The sequence below is a fragment of the Pseudomonas frederiksbergensis genome (assembly GCF_001874645.1).
GTDB lineage: Bacteria > Pseudomonadota > Gammaproteobacteria > Pseudomonadales > Pseudomonadaceae > Aquipseudomonas > Aquipseudomonas frederiksbergensis_B.
In genome coordinates this window covers 5,051,764-5,065,651 of sequence record NZ_CP017886.1, presented here as the reverse complement: position 1 = coordinate 5,065,651, position 13,888 = coordinate 5,051,764, and the positions used below count along the sequence as shown (strand labels likewise).

The window sequence follows — 13,888 nt, the reverse complement described above, 5'->3', positions numbered from 1 at the left end:
TTCCGGGCCTTTTTTTGGCAGATCGATACGCTTGCCCCCATACAGCCAGAGTGATTTCCCGTGCAGACCACCCGTTTGACCCTGATATGCCACGCCCGGACAGCGGCCCAGAAACTGGCGCGCTTTGCCCGGGATGAATCAGTGGAAATGGACTGGCAAAACGAAAAAGGCTCATTGGCCAAGCGTTTCAAACGAACGCCACGCCTGCTCAGCGCACCGGAAGCCAGGGCCAGAGAGACCGCCGCTCTGTTTGGTGCGGACATGGAAATTGTCTCGGCCCTGCGCGATTGTGATGTTGGCCGCTGGAAGGGACTGCGGATCAATGACCTGCAACACGACGAACCCGAGGTGCTGCACGCCTGGCTGAGCGACAGCACCAGTGCTGCGCCTGGCGGTGAATCGGTGGCCCAACTGTGCGAGCGGATCGCCGCGTGGCTGGAGACCCTGGGCAGCCAACCCGGGCACATCCTTGCCGTCACTCACCCGTTCGTGATTCGTGCCGCGCTGATGCACGTGATGCAATGCCCACTCCCGCTGTTCAACACGATTGACGTCGAACCTCTGGCCACCGTCGAATTACGCTACAACGGCCGCTGGCGATTGCGCCTGACGCCCCTCTGAACCCGTGACGTCAAAGGCTCTGCCAGCTGGCAACCTGCTGCGCACTGATGCTGATCCCGCCACACACGACGATCACCACATCATGGGCACCGGCAATCGCCGGGTGATCCAGATACGCGACGGCCAGCGAGACACCGCACGCCGGCTCCACCAGTTGACGCAGGTCATCGGCATAGCGGACGACGCCCATGATGGCGTCGGCATCCGTCAGTACGACACACGTGTGCTGGAAGCGCTGGATGTGCGAAACCGGCCATTGCGCCACTTGCAGCGCCCCGAGTGAGCTGGCAACGGTGTTGATTTCGGAGAGTTTGACCGGATGACCGGCTTTGACCGCCGCGGCGAATGACGCTGCGCCCTCGGTTTCGCAGGCGATGATCCGGCAATCCAGCCGAGCGTGGTGTTCCAGACCGGTCAAGATCCCGGCCAGCAAACCACCCCGCCCACCGACGCCACGACGGTGTCGACCTGAGGGCAGTCCTGCAGAATTTCATCGATCATCGTGCTGTGTCCTTCCCACAGCGTCGGGTGGTCGAATGCCGGCACGTATTCGGTATCAGGTGCCTTGGCGAGTTCCAGCGCCAACTGGTTGGCCTCGTCCCACACCTGACCGTGCACGATCACTTGCGCCCCGGTTTTGGCGATTCGCGCCCGGGTGCTTTCCGGGGTGGTGTGCGGCACGATAATGCTCGCTTCCAGCCCCAACGCCGCAGCGGCCATTGCCGTCGCATAGCCGGCATTGCCGCCGGAAGGACAGACCACTTTCTTCATGCCTTGCTCGGCCGCTCGGGTACAGAGCAGGCCCATGCCGCGCAGCTTGAATGAACCGCTGGGTTGCAGGTTTTCCAGCTTGAGCCAGATGCGCCTGCTTGGCGTCGAGAGCCCCGGATGGAGTACCAAGGGTGTTCTGATAGGCAGCATCACGGGCGTCCTGAAAAAAATCGGATGAATGGAAACCCGGCACAATGGCTGATTCGAACAGGCAAAAACGCATTCGAGGGATGCCCCATGAACCGGGCTGTACACCTGAGTTTAGACCCCGGGGATCTCAAGGCTGGTGACTGGACTGCCCGGCTCTTTTGCCCACGGTTCCGAATTCAACCGGCGCCTTGATGTAAAACAAGGCGATGTCTTCGGCCTCAAGCCGCTTAAACAGGCGAGTGCACTCTTCTTCGGTAATTGCCAGACGAATCTCGGCGGGCTGATCGGCCATCTCGAAAAAATGCGCGGAATGCAGTTTCCCGGAATGCCCGAAGCCTTCAATACCGGTTGCCAGAGTGGCCCCGTGCAGGCCCATTTCTTTTGCCAGATCAATAAGCCAGTCACCGAGCATTTTTCCGTGATGACGCCGGTTCTGCTGAGTAAAGAAAATCACCAGAAAACCTTTCATGACGGATCTCCTCTTGAATGGCCTCAATGATTCAACATAAACCTGCCTTGCCGAATATTGAAGTGCCCGAATTTGTTGCAGAGGCGGGAAAGAAGATCAGCGGTCATACGCAGCACTCAGGAGGCTGCTATGCCTTCTCATGGGAGTTTTCGATCAAGCCAGCCAAGGGACAAACTGCAAACCGATGCGTGCCCATGGTCGTGGCACCCACCTCGTGCGCGCAGAGAAAAACAGGTGCCAACCCCTGACAGGAGGTGGCAAATGCTCTACATCGTGAGTTGGTCAATCACTCCGGAACGCCGTAATAGTGCAATCGAACGTTTTCTCAAGACAGGCGGAGCGCCACCCGCAGGCGTTACCATGCTGGGGCGCTGGCATGCCGTAGGACGCATGACCGGTTTTGGTATCGCAGAGGCCAGTGATGTCACACTGATACAGAAATGGGTGCTCGAATGGAGTGACCTCCTGACCATGGAGATTCTCCCCGCGCTGACCGATGAACAGGCCGCGCCGCTACTGGCAGCGGCGCTTGGCAAGTAACCGGTGACTTTCGGCGCGTGCGGGATCGCCAAGATCGCAGCCTGCGGCAGCTCCTACGGACTTGCGTATAGCTCCCACTGGTCGGCGTAGGCGCTGCCGCAGGCTGCGATCTTTTGAGGTAGCCAGCGCTTCACTGAAGGTATCGAGCGGGGTTTATTTCGCGCCGTAGATGTCGAAGTCGAAGTACTTTTTGTTGATCTTCGCATACGTGCCATTGGCCAGAATGGTCGCCAGGGCCTTGTTCAAGTCTTCGCGCAATTCAACGTCACTCTTGCGCACGCCGATGCCGTCACCGACGCCAAAGAAATCCGGGTTGTCCAGCGTGCCGCCGGCAAACTCGTAGTCCTTGCCCGCCGGTTTATTCAGAAACCCGTAGCTGGCCTGAATCGAGCCCTGCAACGACGCATCGAGGCGCCCGACCACGAGGTCGGCGTAGACCTGATCCTGATTCTGATAAGAAAGAATCTCTACACCCCGCTTGCCCCAGACGGCTTTCGCAAAAGCTTCCTGGGTCGAGCCCTGCTCCACGCCGATGCGCTTGCCTTTAAGCGACTCGACGGTCGGTTGCAGGTCCGATCCGCGCTTGATGACCAAACGTGCCGGCGCGTTGGAGACCTTGTCACTAAACGCAATCTGCTCCTGACGCTTGGGGGTGACGGTCATCGACGAAGCGATAGCGTCGAACTTGCGCGCCAGCAGCCCTGGAATCATCCCGTCCCAGCTGCTTTCAACCCAGACGCATTTAGCGTGCAACTCTGCACACAGCGCGTCGGCGATGTCGACGCCAAAGCCGGTCAGCGTGCCATCCTGGTTTTTGTATTCCAACGGTGGATACGTCGGGTCAATACCCAGCCTCAAGACTTTACCGGACCCGTCGGCCGCGCCGGCCAAGCCGGATGCCGTCAAGAAAACCAGTGAAACCGCCGCGATCATCTTATTCATTGTTATTGTCCTCCTGGGGTTCGCCGAGTCGGGTGACCGACCGTTTTTTACAACCGTGATGCTCGAAAACATTGATGTTCAAAAACCGTGCGCCTCAACGCAGAAAACCCTCGGCCAACTTCACCCAATAGCTCGCGCCGATTGGCAGGCAGGCATCATTGAAGTCGTAACCGGGATTGTGCAGCAAGCAGCTGCCATCGCCCTGGCCATTGCCAATCACCAGATAACTGCCCGGGCATTTTTCCAGAATGAACGCGAAGTCCTCGCTGGCGGTGAAGGGCCGCAGGTCTTCGATCAGTTGCCCTTCTCCCAACCACTCCTGTGCGACCTGACGGGCGAACGCGGTTTGCTCCGGATCGTTGATCAACACCGGATGGCAGTGGAAATAATCGATTTCGGCTTGTGCACCGAAACTCGTAGCCTGTCCGTTTACCAGCTCGGTAATTCTGCGTTCGAGCAACTGGCGAACCTCAGGCGTCAATGCTCGTACGCTCAGGATCATTTCGGCGGACGCGGGAATCACATTCGAAACGTTCCCGGCATGAATGGAACCCACCGTGATGATCGCCGCTTCTTGCGGATTGACGTTACGCGAGACAATGCTTTGCAAGGCCATCACGATCGACGCGCAGACCACCACCGGGTCGACCGCCTTATGCGGCACCGCGCCATGGCCACCGGTGCCGATGATTTTGATCGTGACGGTATCGGCAGAGGCCATGAACGGACCGCTGTAAAACCCCAGCTGCCCGGTGGGATAGCCCGGAATGTTGTGCATGGCAAATATCGCATCGCACGGAAAACGTTCGAACAGCCCATCCTCGAGCATCTTCCTGGCGCCGCCCAGCCCTTCTTCGGCCGGCTGGAAAACCAGATTCAGCGTGCCGTTGAAATCCCGCGTTTGCGCCAGGTATTTAGCCGCCGCCAGCAAGGTTGCCGTGTGACCGTCATGGCCGCAGGCATGCATCACGCCGTCGATCCGGCTGGCATAAGGCAACCCGGTGGCTTCCTGAATCGGCAGCGCATCCATGTCAGCACGCAGTCCAAGGGACCGCCCTTGGCCATTTTTCAGGGTCCCGACCACGCCGGTCTTGCCCACGCCTTTGCTGACTTCATACCCCCACTGCGTCAAACACTGCGCGACCAGCTCGCTGGTGGTGAACTCTTCAAACCCAAGCTCCGGGTGCGCGTGAATACGCTGACGCAGGGCGATCATTTCGTCCTGTTGCGCCGCTATTCCCGGCAGGATATGGCGAGCATCCATGGGTGTACTCCTCGATAAGATGATTCAACTGCCCGCCACTCAACCCGGGCGCTGTTGGGTCGATCTTAAGGAATGGGCCGTAGGCTGGGGAGGCTCAGTTTGGTTATGATGACAACCAATAGTTGTCGCCAAGGTAAGCAGATGAAACTGCATCAATTACAGGCCCTGATTGCCAGCGCCGAGACCGGCAGCATCCGCGCCGCTGCACGCTCGCTGGACATGTCCCAGGCCGCCGTGACCAAAGCCTTGCGCGAGCTGGAAACCGAACAACAGTTACCGCTGTTCGTCAGAACCCCCAGCGGGCTGAACTTCACCGAATACGGCAAGGTGCTGCTGACGCACGCCAGGCTGGTGCTCAAGCAACTGGAACATGCGCAGACCGAACTTGATCACCTGCGCGGCAAGGCCCAAGGGCGACTCTGCGTCGGGGTCACGCCATGGGTCGCGCTAACCTTCTTGCCCGAAGTGGTATTGGCCTTTCGGGCGCGCATGCCGGACATCCACCTGGAATTGTTCGAAAGCCTGATGGCGGTTGCCCAGCCGCTGCTGCGCGACGGCAGCATGGATTTCGCCATCGGTCAGCTTCACCCGGCTCAAGCAACCCCGGAATTTTCCTGCGAAACCCTGCTCGATTACCAGACCTCGGTGCTGGTTCGCCAGGGTCATCCGCGACAGAACGCCCAGTCGATCCACGAATTGCTCGACCAGGACTGGACCCTGAACTACGCGCCAGACGGTCACGATGCGCTGATGCAGGAACTGTTCTGGAAGCACAGTGCGCAAATAGATGAAAAACGAATCATCCGGGCCCATTCACTGGCGATTCTGCAAATGATGCTCGAACGGGCCGACATGTGCACTTGGGGCCCGACCATCCTGAGCACTGCCTCGCCCTTCCTCGGCCGGTTGGTTTCCCTGAACCTGACCGAGCAGTTCGAACCGAGACAGCTGAGCATCGTCACTCGCCGCAACGGCTCGCTGAGCAATCCGGCGCTGTGTTTTACCGACTGCCTGCTACAGGTTATTCGGCGCCACGCCCGTTCGGCGAAGAAGGAAGATCGGCAGCTGTTTGAAACGCTGCGATTGTTGGTTTGAGGCGGGATGGGGCGATATCGTTGCCTCACTCAACCGCCATACGCTCCAGGCTATTGCTCAAATGAAGCAGCATGGCCGCTCTGGCCGCGTCGGGGTCCTGCCGGCGAATCGCATTGAAGATCGCTTCGTGTTCCAGGTTGGCGGATTGGCCCAGCTTCATCAGATCGGTGTCACCCCGTTCCTGCGCATTGATTCGCGTGCGAGGTATGACCGAGTTACCGAGGTGATAGAGGATATCGGTGAAGTACGAATTCCCGGTAGCTTCTGCAATCAGCCGATGAAAACGCACGTCGGGCTCAACGCTGCTGTCGTTATTGGCCAACGAATTCAGGGCAAATGTTCCCACGCCGATCCAGCTGCAATCGGTGGACATTCCGCTGGCCGATACGTCAAGGTTCCGACCAAACATGGCCTGGGCGTAGACATCGACATGGACGCCGTCGCCAAGGCCCACGAGCGCTACAAAGGCATGGGCCTCGGCGCGCGCGACGACAGCGTGGCCATGCAGTTCATGATTCCCGGCTGGAAGTTCGATAACAAAAAGCCCTGCCTGGTGCGCTGAGTCCCGGCTGTTACGCAGAGTGATGCCTTGAAGCAAGTGAGGACAGATTCATTTCCATGCCGGCCAACATCAGGCGGTAGGTGTCGTCATCCATGCGCGCTTCGCGCCGGGCCACGTGGATCAGCTTGATTATTCACGCCGGCGCGAAGCGCATGACGAAGCTTCAGAACCGGCCGCTCAACGCCGTAGTACGAAACTCCGCTCAACAGGAACGACAGGGTCAGTACTGTTGCAACGATGTACCCATCGTAGGCGACTGGCCAAAAGGCGCGCAGGAAGTACATCACCACAAAGTGATTCAGGAACACGCCGTAGCTGATGTTCCCGAGGAATTCGTCAACCCGGTGAAACTTGAGCTTTGTCAGCAGGTAAACGGCGGGCACGCCTAACGCTATACCGGCGGTCACCTCCGCATTGAATGGCCGGCGCTCTATCAATCCCGCCATGATGGCCACAAATATCAAGGCTGCCGCCAGGGCGGTGCCGGCAGCGATCGTTAGACCCTTCGCCTGTGGTTTGTACAGGTAGCTGCCGCACAGGAACATGAACAGGACGCCGGGCAATAGCCGATAGCCGTACAGGTCGGCGTTGATGTAGCCAAGACACGCGGCCATGAAAACGGCAACAGACAGGACAAACGCAACGCCCCGAGCCTTGTAGATGATCAGGAAAGGGATCGCCAGGTAAAAACACATCTCAAGCCCGAGCGACCAGGCCGGCGGCAAGATCTCCGACCCGGCAGCCCCGAACATATAAAAGCCAAGGGGTACGATAGGTAGACTCACGGCGATGTTCCTGAGCGTCAACTCGGCGGCTTGAGGCGTGCCGGGCAGGAGGAAATAGATCACCGCGCAGGAGACAAAGAAGTAGAACAGGAACTGGGGGTAGAGCCTCAAGGCCCTGTCCATGTAGAACAGGCCGATGTTCTCCGGCGCCTTGTAGTTGCGCTCGATCAGCGAGGTCATCACGAAACCGCTGATAATCAGGAAGGAAATCACGGCAACCACACCGGGGTTTAGCCCCGCGAACGTCTTGCCCATATGAGAAACGGCCACCAGAACGGCCAACAGCAGACGATACGCTCCCACTTAAACCCCTAAAAGTCCTTGTAGTTATGGCGCGTAAATTACGATGCTTTACGCCCGGAGAACAGGCTTTTTCGCTGTGCATGAACTTTCTGCCCCCTCGCTTCCCCGCCTCCCTGCGCATCGGAATCAGAAACAACCCTGTCAAAAAATTTATCCGCCCGAGAACAGGCCGAAAGATTGACCTCTCTAGGATGAGCGCACGCCTGAAGTTCAGGCAGTGGCCAACGTGATAACGGCATCGACAAGCCCGTTTATCGGCCATCAAAGCACTCAGCATTCGAGGCTCAATAACGTATGAAGCGCCCACTTTCGACCCCGGCAAACTACAGCATTGTGTTGGTTAACTATAAATCGCTGGAACTGACCAGGACCTGCCTGGAACTGCTGCGCGAAGGTGTGCAGAAGGCTGGCGTGCCGGTGTTTGTGGTGGATAACTATTCGAACGATGCGAGCAGCGACTACCTGCGCACGCTCGACTGGATCAACCTGATCGAGCGTAAAAGTATCGCCCCTGAAGCCGGGAATATCGCTCACGGTCGGGCCTTGGATCTTGCCCTGGAGCACATTGAAACCGAGTACGTGTTTTTGTTGCACACCGATACGTTCATTTACAACCCGGCTATTTTCAGCCTGATGATCAGCCAGTGCACGGGCCCGCAAGAAGTGGCGGCGGTTGGCTGCCTGGAACAGTTGAATCGCGGTGTGGCGCGATCGACCTGGCGCCTGATATCACGGTTTTTCAAGCACTACGCGCGGCGTAGTTTGCTGGCCTTGGGGCTGAATGCACGGGCGCCGAAACCATTCAAAGAAGTTCATTTAAAGAGCTTCTGTACCCTGTGGAATGCGCGCCTGATTAAAAAACACGGGCTGCACTTTCAAATGGATGGGCGCAATCCGGGCTACGAACTGCAAGACCGAATGGCTGCGCTGAACTACACGATCGGCTTTATTTCGCCACGCACGATGTTCCGTTACCTGGACCATATACAAAGCGGGACGGTTTCAGCGATGGGCGGTTATGCGCACAGCCATCGAAGGGTGAAAATGTACAACCAACTGACCAGAGAGAGCCCTCTACTGTCCTGACCCCGTCATTGGCACCAGAGGCCATTCGGCCAGTGAGCGATAGCGACCTTTATGCGATTCGAACAGGGCGAAGTGACGGGCGTTAAGATGAAAGTCTGGCGGAGTGTCAGATTCAGGGACAGGCTCTCGAAAGTCCCGCATCAAGGTCAAGTGAGGACGATATTCCCGGGGAGCGTCCTCAAACCCAAGCGCCAGCATCGCCTGTTGCAAGGCATACACCAGCTGACGCAAAGGCAGCGGCGTCTGCGCAGGCGCGAGCAACAAAACACCGGCGCGGCGCCATGCATCCAGACGGTCGAGAGCAACCGTCAACGGCTCGCCGGGCGTTCGTACTTGCGCGGCGGCAGCACAGATACCCGGAATCTGCGCCACCGCCACAGACCCCAGAAACATCAGCGTCAGATGGAAGTTTTCCGCTGGCACCGGGCGTCCGCTATTGAGCCCCAGAGCGTTTCGCCATTGAGCTATCGCTCGACGTTGTGCCGTGGCGCAGGGCAGCGCGAAAAACAACCGCTTGAAGGGCTCGCCCTGCTCACGAGGTCCATTGCTCATGCCGTGTACCTCCCGACTGAAGGTAAGAGTAACGCTCAGGACTTGCCGCCCAGCGCGGCCGACAATGCGGCATCACGCCCATAAATATCCGGGGCATAGAGCAACTGGCCTTGCCTGTCGGCTTGCACGGTCCAGTAACCGAGCAGAATCGGCACCGGCGTAGCGAGCCTGAATTCGTGGGTTAGCCCTGTCGCCAACAACTCATTGGTCCGCAGACGCTCAGCCGGGCTCAACAACAGATCGCGCAACTGCATCGCTTGCTCGACCCGCACACAGCCTGAACTGAACGCGCGCGGCGCCTTTTGGAAAAGCGCCTGGCTGGGGGTGTCGTGCAGGTACACGGAGAACGGGTTGGGAAAGCGGATCGCCATTTGCCCCAGCGGATTCTTCGGTCCGGCGTCCTGGCGCAAGAGGATATTGCCGGGATTATCCCAGTCGATCTCGTCCACCGCCAACGGATGGCCGTCGCTGTCCAGCACCTGCAGGTTCTGTTGACTCAGGAACGCCTGATCCCGGCGAATTTCCGGCAGTTTGTCTTCACGCATGATGGTCGGTGGCACTGTCCAGGTCGGGTTCAGGGTCAGGCGCGTGACCGACGACTTCAGCAGCGGGGTCTGCCGCTCGGCACGCCCCACCTGAGTGCGTGTGTGCCAGACCGGCACACCGCCCTGATAGACGGTCAATGTTGCCGCGGCAACATTGACCAGCAAGCCATTGGGTTCCAGATCCTGCGCCAGCCAGCGAAAACGTTCGAGGTTGATGCGCAACTGCTCACGCCGCACCGCCGGGCTGACGTTCAGCTCGTTCAAGGTGCCCGCCCCCAGCACACCATCCGCTTGCAGCGAATGGCTCAGCTGGAAGTTTTTCACCGCGCTCACCAGCGCCTTGTTGTAGACCGTGCCGCCACCCGCGGAAACGCTGGCCAGATAGCCCTCGCTGAACAGTCGCTTCGCCAGCTCAGGGACTCGCGCATCCTGTACGCCGGGTTGTAACAGGGGCCCACTGGCGAGCGCCTGCCAATGGGGCAACGGCTGCTGACGCTGCCGGGCATAGACACGGCGCAAGCTCTGGTATTGCTCAAGGCTTGGACGGGCCAGCTGAAACGCCGTCGCCATGTCTTGCAGACCCGGCCCGGCAATGGCCAGCACCTCGGCGGGGCGATCGCGCTGCATCGCCTGCGCATGCCACAGCGGCTCGAAACGAGATTGCAGCAAGCGGCCGTAACGCAGGTCCTGCAAGGCTTGCAGGTAACGCTGACTGATGCCGATGTCGGCACACAGCGCATCCCCCTCGGTACCGCCCGTGGGCAGGCTGTAACGGCTGGGGTCGAGGCCGTCATCGGCCAACTGCTGCAACTGCGCCTGCAATGCCGACAAGCGTCCGTTGGCAGACCAGAGCAGGACGTCATTTTGCTGCTGATAAAAAGCCTGCAACAGCATTTGCGCTGGCGCGCTCACGTGCGCGGCCAGGCGCGGGCAATCGACCGGCAATTGAGTAAGCGCCAATTGCAACGGACTGTCGTGATCAGCCCGCTCGTTCTGGGCCGTCGCGACCAATGGCGCAGCGAGCAGGAAAAGGCTCACGTAACATGCGTACTTTTTGATCAACTGCTTTACTCCACTCCATGGCCGTCACGTAGACGGTCAACCTCTGCAGTCGGTGCGGCAAGCAATAAGGCCAGCGTATAAACAGGCCTGCCGGGGAAATGACAGGACGTCGGGAGCCAACAATAACAAGGGGACTCTCTACGCATGCTGACCTTTGTGCGCCGACTCTGTTTGGCAGCAACGACTCTGTGCGCGATTTGCAGTCCGGCGCTCGCTGCCAGTACCCACAACAATCAAGCGTTGTATAACAGCCTCGCGCACGCCGCTCCGGAACTCAATCCCCACGCGCTACAAAGTGCCCTGAACGCCATGCAATGCGCCATCAACAGTGGCGCCAGACACGCCGAACGCCTGGCCGTTATCGACTATTCGCAACCGTCCACGGCACGTCGTCTGTGGATTTTCGATCTGCGCAAAAAGTCCCTGGTACTACGCGACCTGGTCGCCCACGGGCAAAAATCCGGGGAAAATTTCGCGACGCAGTTCTCCAATCGCGTCGGTAGCTATCAGTCCAGCCTGGGGCTGTTTCGCACCCAGGAAAGCTATCAGGGCAGCCACGGCTACTCACTGCGCATGGACGGTCTGGAGCCGGGCTTCAATGACCGCGCACGTGATCGCGACATCGTGATTCACGCGGCCGACTACGTGAATCCCTTATGGAGTGAACGCCAGGGCCGCATCGGCCGCAGCCAGGGTTGCCCGGCAGTGCGGCCGCAAGTGGCGCGACAGGTGATCGATACACTCAAAGACGGCCAGTTCATGTTTTCCTGGTATCCCGACCAGCACTGGCTGAAATCCTCGGCCTACCTCAACTGCCGGCCACACCCGGTGACCGCCGCTCGCTGAGCGGGGCCGCCGGATAAGCTCACGGGGTAAGCTCACGGGATAATCCCCGCGGACTCAGCCCTTGGCCGCCATCGCAGTGACTTCCACGCGCATGCCTTCGACCGCCAGGGCGGCTACACCAACGGCGGCGCGAACCGGCCAGGGCTTGGCGAAGAAGCGCTGGTAGACCTCGTTGAAGGCGGCGCGGTCGGCCATGTCGGTGAGGTAGATGGTCAGATGCAGGACCCGGTCCATGGAACTGCCGGCACGCTCCAGCGCTACCTTGAGCGCCTGCAGAGTGCACTCGCTCTGCTCAACAATGCCGCCCAGTTCCAGGCTGCCGTCGACGCGGGTAGGGATCTGAGTGGAGACCAGCAGGCCGCCAAAACCGGCGACGTCAGAGGAGATGGATTCCAGGTCAGGGTCGGGGAGGAAGGTGAGGTCGTGGTTTGCCATGGGGGATCTCTTGCTTGAGGGGGTAAAGGGGCAGTCGTGTAGGCCGCGGCCAGTGTACAGCCCCATCGTCCGGGAGCAATCAATGGACGCAACCCTGTCCAATGAGTAGCTATGCTTGGTCTGTTGCCAGACGCTGGCAGCACCCTCGCGACAGGAGACGTTTGAGATGCAACTCATCACGTTGAACATCGATAAACCGGAAGCGACAAACTTCATTTTTGGTCAGGCGCACTTCATCAAGTCCGTCGAAGACATTCACGAAGCCCTGGTCAATGCCGTGCCAGGTATCACGTTTGGCGTGGCCTTTTGCGAAGCCTCCGGCAAATGCCTGGTGCGGTGGTCAGGCACCGACACCGCGATGATCGAACTGGCCCAAAAAAATGCGCAAGCCATTGCCGCCGGCCATAGCTTCATCATTTTTCTCGGCGACGGTTTCTATCCGCTGAACGTGTTGAACACCCTCAAAATGGTGCCAGAGGTGTGTCATATCTTTTGCGCAACTGCCAACCCGACCGAAGTGATTCTCGCTGAAACGGATCAGGGGCGAGCGATCCTTGGCGTGGTGGATGGCTTCTGTGCCAAGGGCATTGAAGGCGACGAAGACATCCGGTGGCGCAAGAACCTGTTACGACAGATCGGTTACAAGCAGTGAGTTGAAAACTTCAAACCGTTTTTTATGGATGAAGCGGCTTGCATCACTGCTCGGGGGCAACCACTCGAAACTTGATGTTGATCTCGTTGGAGATAACCCCGTAATCGGCCCATTCGCCCTCACCGATCTTGAAGTCGCCGCGTTTGAGAATGAACTCGCCATCGAATACGCCGATGGCGCTCTGCGGTTTCAAAGTGATTTGTGCACCGACCTCGCGGGTAATGCCCTTGAGCGTGAGCGTGCCAGTGACCTCGTAGCGATTGTTGCCGAGCGCCGTCACGCTGCTCGATACAAACTTTGCCTCCGGATAGGCCGCCGTGTTGAACCAGGCGGCCTTTTGCAACTCACTGTTGGCATCGCTGTTACCGGCATCGATGCTATCGAGCTGGATGGTCAGTGCGGCGCGGGCCGCCGAGGGGTTCGCCGAGTTGAAATCGATGGTGGCCTCGAACTTGCCGAACGTGCCGTACACCCTTGCCCCCATCTGGTTATAGGTGAAGCTGATCTGGCTGGCGCTCGCGTTCACACGCTTGTATTCGACGGCCTGGGCAGCTGCCGTGATACCGAATGCAAGGACTGCAGCCAAGATGACGGAGCGTGGAAATCGACGGGCCATGGGATTATCCGGTCAGTGGTCTGCTTCATGGTTTGAGATGCCGTGGGTCAGGCTGGCGCTTTAACGGCAGTATGCGCGTCAGCACGTCGTCGCGATCAATGAAGTGGTGCTTGAGCGCCGCGCACGTATGGACGATCACCAGCACCAGCAACGTGTAGTTGAGGACCTTGTGCACATCGCTGAGACGGTCGCCCAACAACGCATCCTTGGGCAGCAGGTCCGGCAGCGGCAAGACACCCAACCATGCCGTCTGAAAGCCTTTTGCCGAGCTCATCAGCCAGCCGCTGAGCGGAATCGCGAGCATCAGTGCGTACATCACCCCATGCGAAACATGGGATGCGAACCTCATCGCGGCCGGCACTGTCGGCGGCAAAGGTGGAACGGGATGGCTCAGGCGCCAGCCGAGCCGTATCAGCACCAGGAAAAACAAGGTCACCCCGGCCCACTTGTGCCATGAGTACAGCTTCAGCTTGGTCGGTGAAAGCGCAAGCTCAGGCATGTAGTAGCCGAGCGCGAAGGTGCCGATCAGCCCGAGGGCTATGAGCCAGTGCAGGCAAATCGCCGTGCGGGTGTAACGATCATTCATGAGCGC

At 59.1% G+C, this 13,888-nt stretch carries 16 protein-coding genes and 3 pseudogenes; 8 read left to right on the top strand and 11 right to left on the bottom strand.

From position 1 onward, the window contains the following. Positions 1 to 60 precede the first annotated feature (60 nt). The gene (locus BLL42_RS24415) at positions 61 to 621 is read left to right on the top strand and encodes a histidine phosphatase family protein (protein WP_071554948.1); all 561 of its coding nucleotides are present in this window, start codon (positions 61 to 63) and stop codon (positions 619 to 621) included. Between the two features lie 10 nt (positions 622 to 631). On the opposite strand, the pseudogene BLL42_RS24410 reads toward BLL42_RS24415, so the two are convergent. Further along, positions 632 to 1,542: pseudogene (locus BLL42_RS24410) on the bottom strand (pyridoxal-phosphate dependent enzyme). Positions 1,543 to 1,669: 127 nt separating this feature from the next. Next, a complete protein-coding gene (locus tag BLL42_RS24405) occupies positions 1,670 to 2,011 on the bottom strand; it encodes a DUF190 domain-containing protein (protein ID WP_071554946.1) in 342 nt (113 codons plus the stop codon). A 17-nt stretch (positions 2,012 to 2,028) separates the two neighbouring features. Between BLL42_RS24405 and BLL42_RS29825 the strand changes: the two genes are divergently transcribed. Together BLL42_RS29825 and BLL42_RS24400 are read left to right on the top strand one after the other, a co-directional pair. Then, on the top strand, positions 2,029 to 2,259 hold the full coding sequence (locus BLL42_RS29825; RefSeq protein WP_129586976.1) for a hypothetical protein: 231 nt from the start codon (positions 2,029 to 2,031) through the stop codon (positions 2,257 to 2,259). Between the two features lie 13 nt (positions 2,260 to 2,272). Then, entirely contained in the window at positions 2,273 to 2,551 is a 279-nt protein-coding gene (locus BLL42_RS24400; protein WP_071554944.1) for a DUF3303 domain-containing protein, read from the top strand. Positions 2,552 to 2,704: 153 nt separating this feature from the next. Here BLL42_RS24400 and BLL42_RS24395 read toward each other — a convergent pair whose 3' ends face one another. Together BLL42_RS24395 and BLL42_RS24390 are read right to left on the bottom strand one after the other, a co-directional pair. Continuing rightward, positions 2,705 to 3,493 carry an ABC transporter substrate-binding protein gene (locus tag BLL42_RS24395; RefSeq protein ID WP_071554942.1) on the bottom strand — a complete coding sequence of 263 codons (789 nt, stop codon included), beginning with the start codon at positions 3,491 to 3,493 and terminating at the stop codon, positions 2,705 to 2,707. Between the two features lie 94 nt (positions 3,494 to 3,587). Beyond that, positions 3,588 to 4,757, bottom strand: coding sequence for a M20 aminoacylase family protein (locus BLL42_RS24390; RefSeq protein WP_071554940.1), 1,170 nt, complete (start codon positions 4,755 to 4,757; stop codon positions 3,588 to 3,590). 105 nt (positions 4,758 to 4,862) lie between these two features. Here BLL42_RS24390 and BLL42_RS24385 point away from each other — a divergent pair, with 105 nt between their 5' ends. After that, the gene (locus tag BLL42_RS24385; protein WP_167368549.1) at positions 4,863 to 5,852 is read left to right on the top strand and encodes a LysR family transcriptional regulator; all 990 of its coding nucleotides are present in this window, start codon (positions 4,863 to 4,865) and stop codon (positions 5,850 to 5,852) included. A gap of 25 nt (positions 5,853 to 5,877) precedes the next feature. Here BLL42_RS24385 and BLL42_RS24380 read toward each other — a convergent pair. Beyond that, positions 5,878 to 6,180 (bottom strand): annotated as a pseudogene (locus tag BLL42_RS24380) (FadR/GntR family transcriptional regulator); the annotation flags it as partial. Positions 6,181 to 6,237: 57 nt separating this feature from the next. On the opposite strand from BLL42_RS24380, the pseudogene gudD reads away from it, so the two are divergent. Continuing rightward, positions 6,238 to 6,414: pseudogene (gene gudD / locus BLL42_RS29820) on the top strand (glucarate dehydratase); the annotation flags it as partial. Positions 6,415 to 6,500: 86 nt separating this feature from the next. Here the strand turns inward: gudD and BLL42_RS24375 are convergent. Continuing rightward, on the bottom strand, positions 6,501 to 7,502 hold the full coding sequence (locus tag BLL42_RS24375) for an acyltransferase family protein (RefSeq protein ID WP_071554936.1): 1,002 nt from the start codon (positions 7,500 to 7,502) through the stop codon (positions 6,501 to 6,503). A 294-nt stretch (positions 7,503 to 7,796) separates the two neighbouring features. Between BLL42_RS24375 and BLL42_RS24370 the strand changes: the two genes are divergently transcribed. After that, positions 7,797 to 8,588, top strand: a complete 792-nt coding sequence (locus BLL42_RS24370; RefSeq protein WP_071554934.1) for a glycosyltransferase family protein — start codon at positions 7,797 to 7,799, stop codon at positions 8,586 to 8,588. On the opposite strand, the gene thpR is transcribed toward BLL42_RS24370, so the two are convergent. Together thpR and BLL42_RS24360 are read right to left on the bottom strand one after the other, a co-directional pair. After that, positions 8,577 to 9,140 carry an RNA 2',3'-cyclic phosphodiesterase gene (gene thpR / locus BLL42_RS24365; protein WP_071554932.1) on the bottom strand — a complete coding sequence of 188 codons (564 nt, stop codon included), beginning with the start codon at positions 9,138 to 9,140 and terminating at the stop codon, positions 8,577 to 8,579. The two genes, BLL42_RS24370 and thpR, sit on opposite strands and share 12 nt — an antisense overlap. Before the next feature lie 35 nt (positions 9,141 to 9,175). After that, positions 9,176 to 10,747 (bottom strand): L,D-transpeptidase family protein, encoded by a 1,572-nt coding sequence (locus BLL42_RS24360; protein ID WP_071554930.1) that lies wholly within the window; start codon positions 10,745 to 10,747, stop codon positions 9,176 to 9,178. 144 nt (positions 10,748 to 10,891) lie between these two features. On the opposite strand from BLL42_RS24360, the gene BLL42_RS24355 reads away from it, so the two are divergent. Next, positions 10,892 to 11,593 (top strand): murein L,D-transpeptidase catalytic domain family protein, encoded by a 702-nt coding sequence (locus BLL42_RS24355; protein ID WP_071554928.1) that lies wholly within the window; start codon positions 10,892 to 10,894, stop codon positions 11,591 to 11,593. Between the two features lie 54 nt (positions 11,594 to 11,647). On the opposite strand, the gene BLL42_RS24350 is transcribed toward BLL42_RS24355, so the two are convergent. Then, positions 11,648 to 12,028 (bottom strand): RidA family protein, encoded by a 381-nt coding sequence (locus BLL42_RS24350; protein WP_071554926.1) that lies wholly within the window; start codon positions 12,026 to 12,028, stop codon positions 11,648 to 11,650. Positions 12,029 to 12,194: 166 nt separating this feature from the next. Between BLL42_RS24350 and BLL42_RS24345 the strand changes: the two genes are divergently transcribed. Further along, a complete protein-coding gene (locus BLL42_RS24345) occupies positions 12,195 to 12,680 on the top strand; it encodes an adenosine-specific kinase (protein ID WP_071554924.1) in 486 nt (161 codons plus the stop codon). 43 nt (positions 12,681 to 12,723) lie between these two features. Here BLL42_RS24345 and BLL42_RS24340 read toward each other — a convergent pair whose 3' ends face one another. Together BLL42_RS24340 and BLL42_RS24335 are read right to left on the bottom strand one after the other, a co-directional pair. Further along, positions 12,724 to 13,296 carry a YceI family protein gene (locus BLL42_RS24340; RefSeq protein ID WP_071554922.1) on the bottom strand — a complete coding sequence of 191 codons (573 nt, stop codon included), beginning with the start codon at positions 13,294 to 13,296 and terminating at the stop codon, positions 12,724 to 12,726. Between the two features lie 25 nt (positions 13,297 to 13,321). Continuing rightward, entirely contained in the window at positions 13,322 to 13,882 is a 561-nt protein-coding gene (locus BLL42_RS24335; RefSeq protein WP_071554920.1) for a cytochrome b, read from the bottom strand. Positions 13,883 to 13,888: the final 6 nt, after the last annotated feature.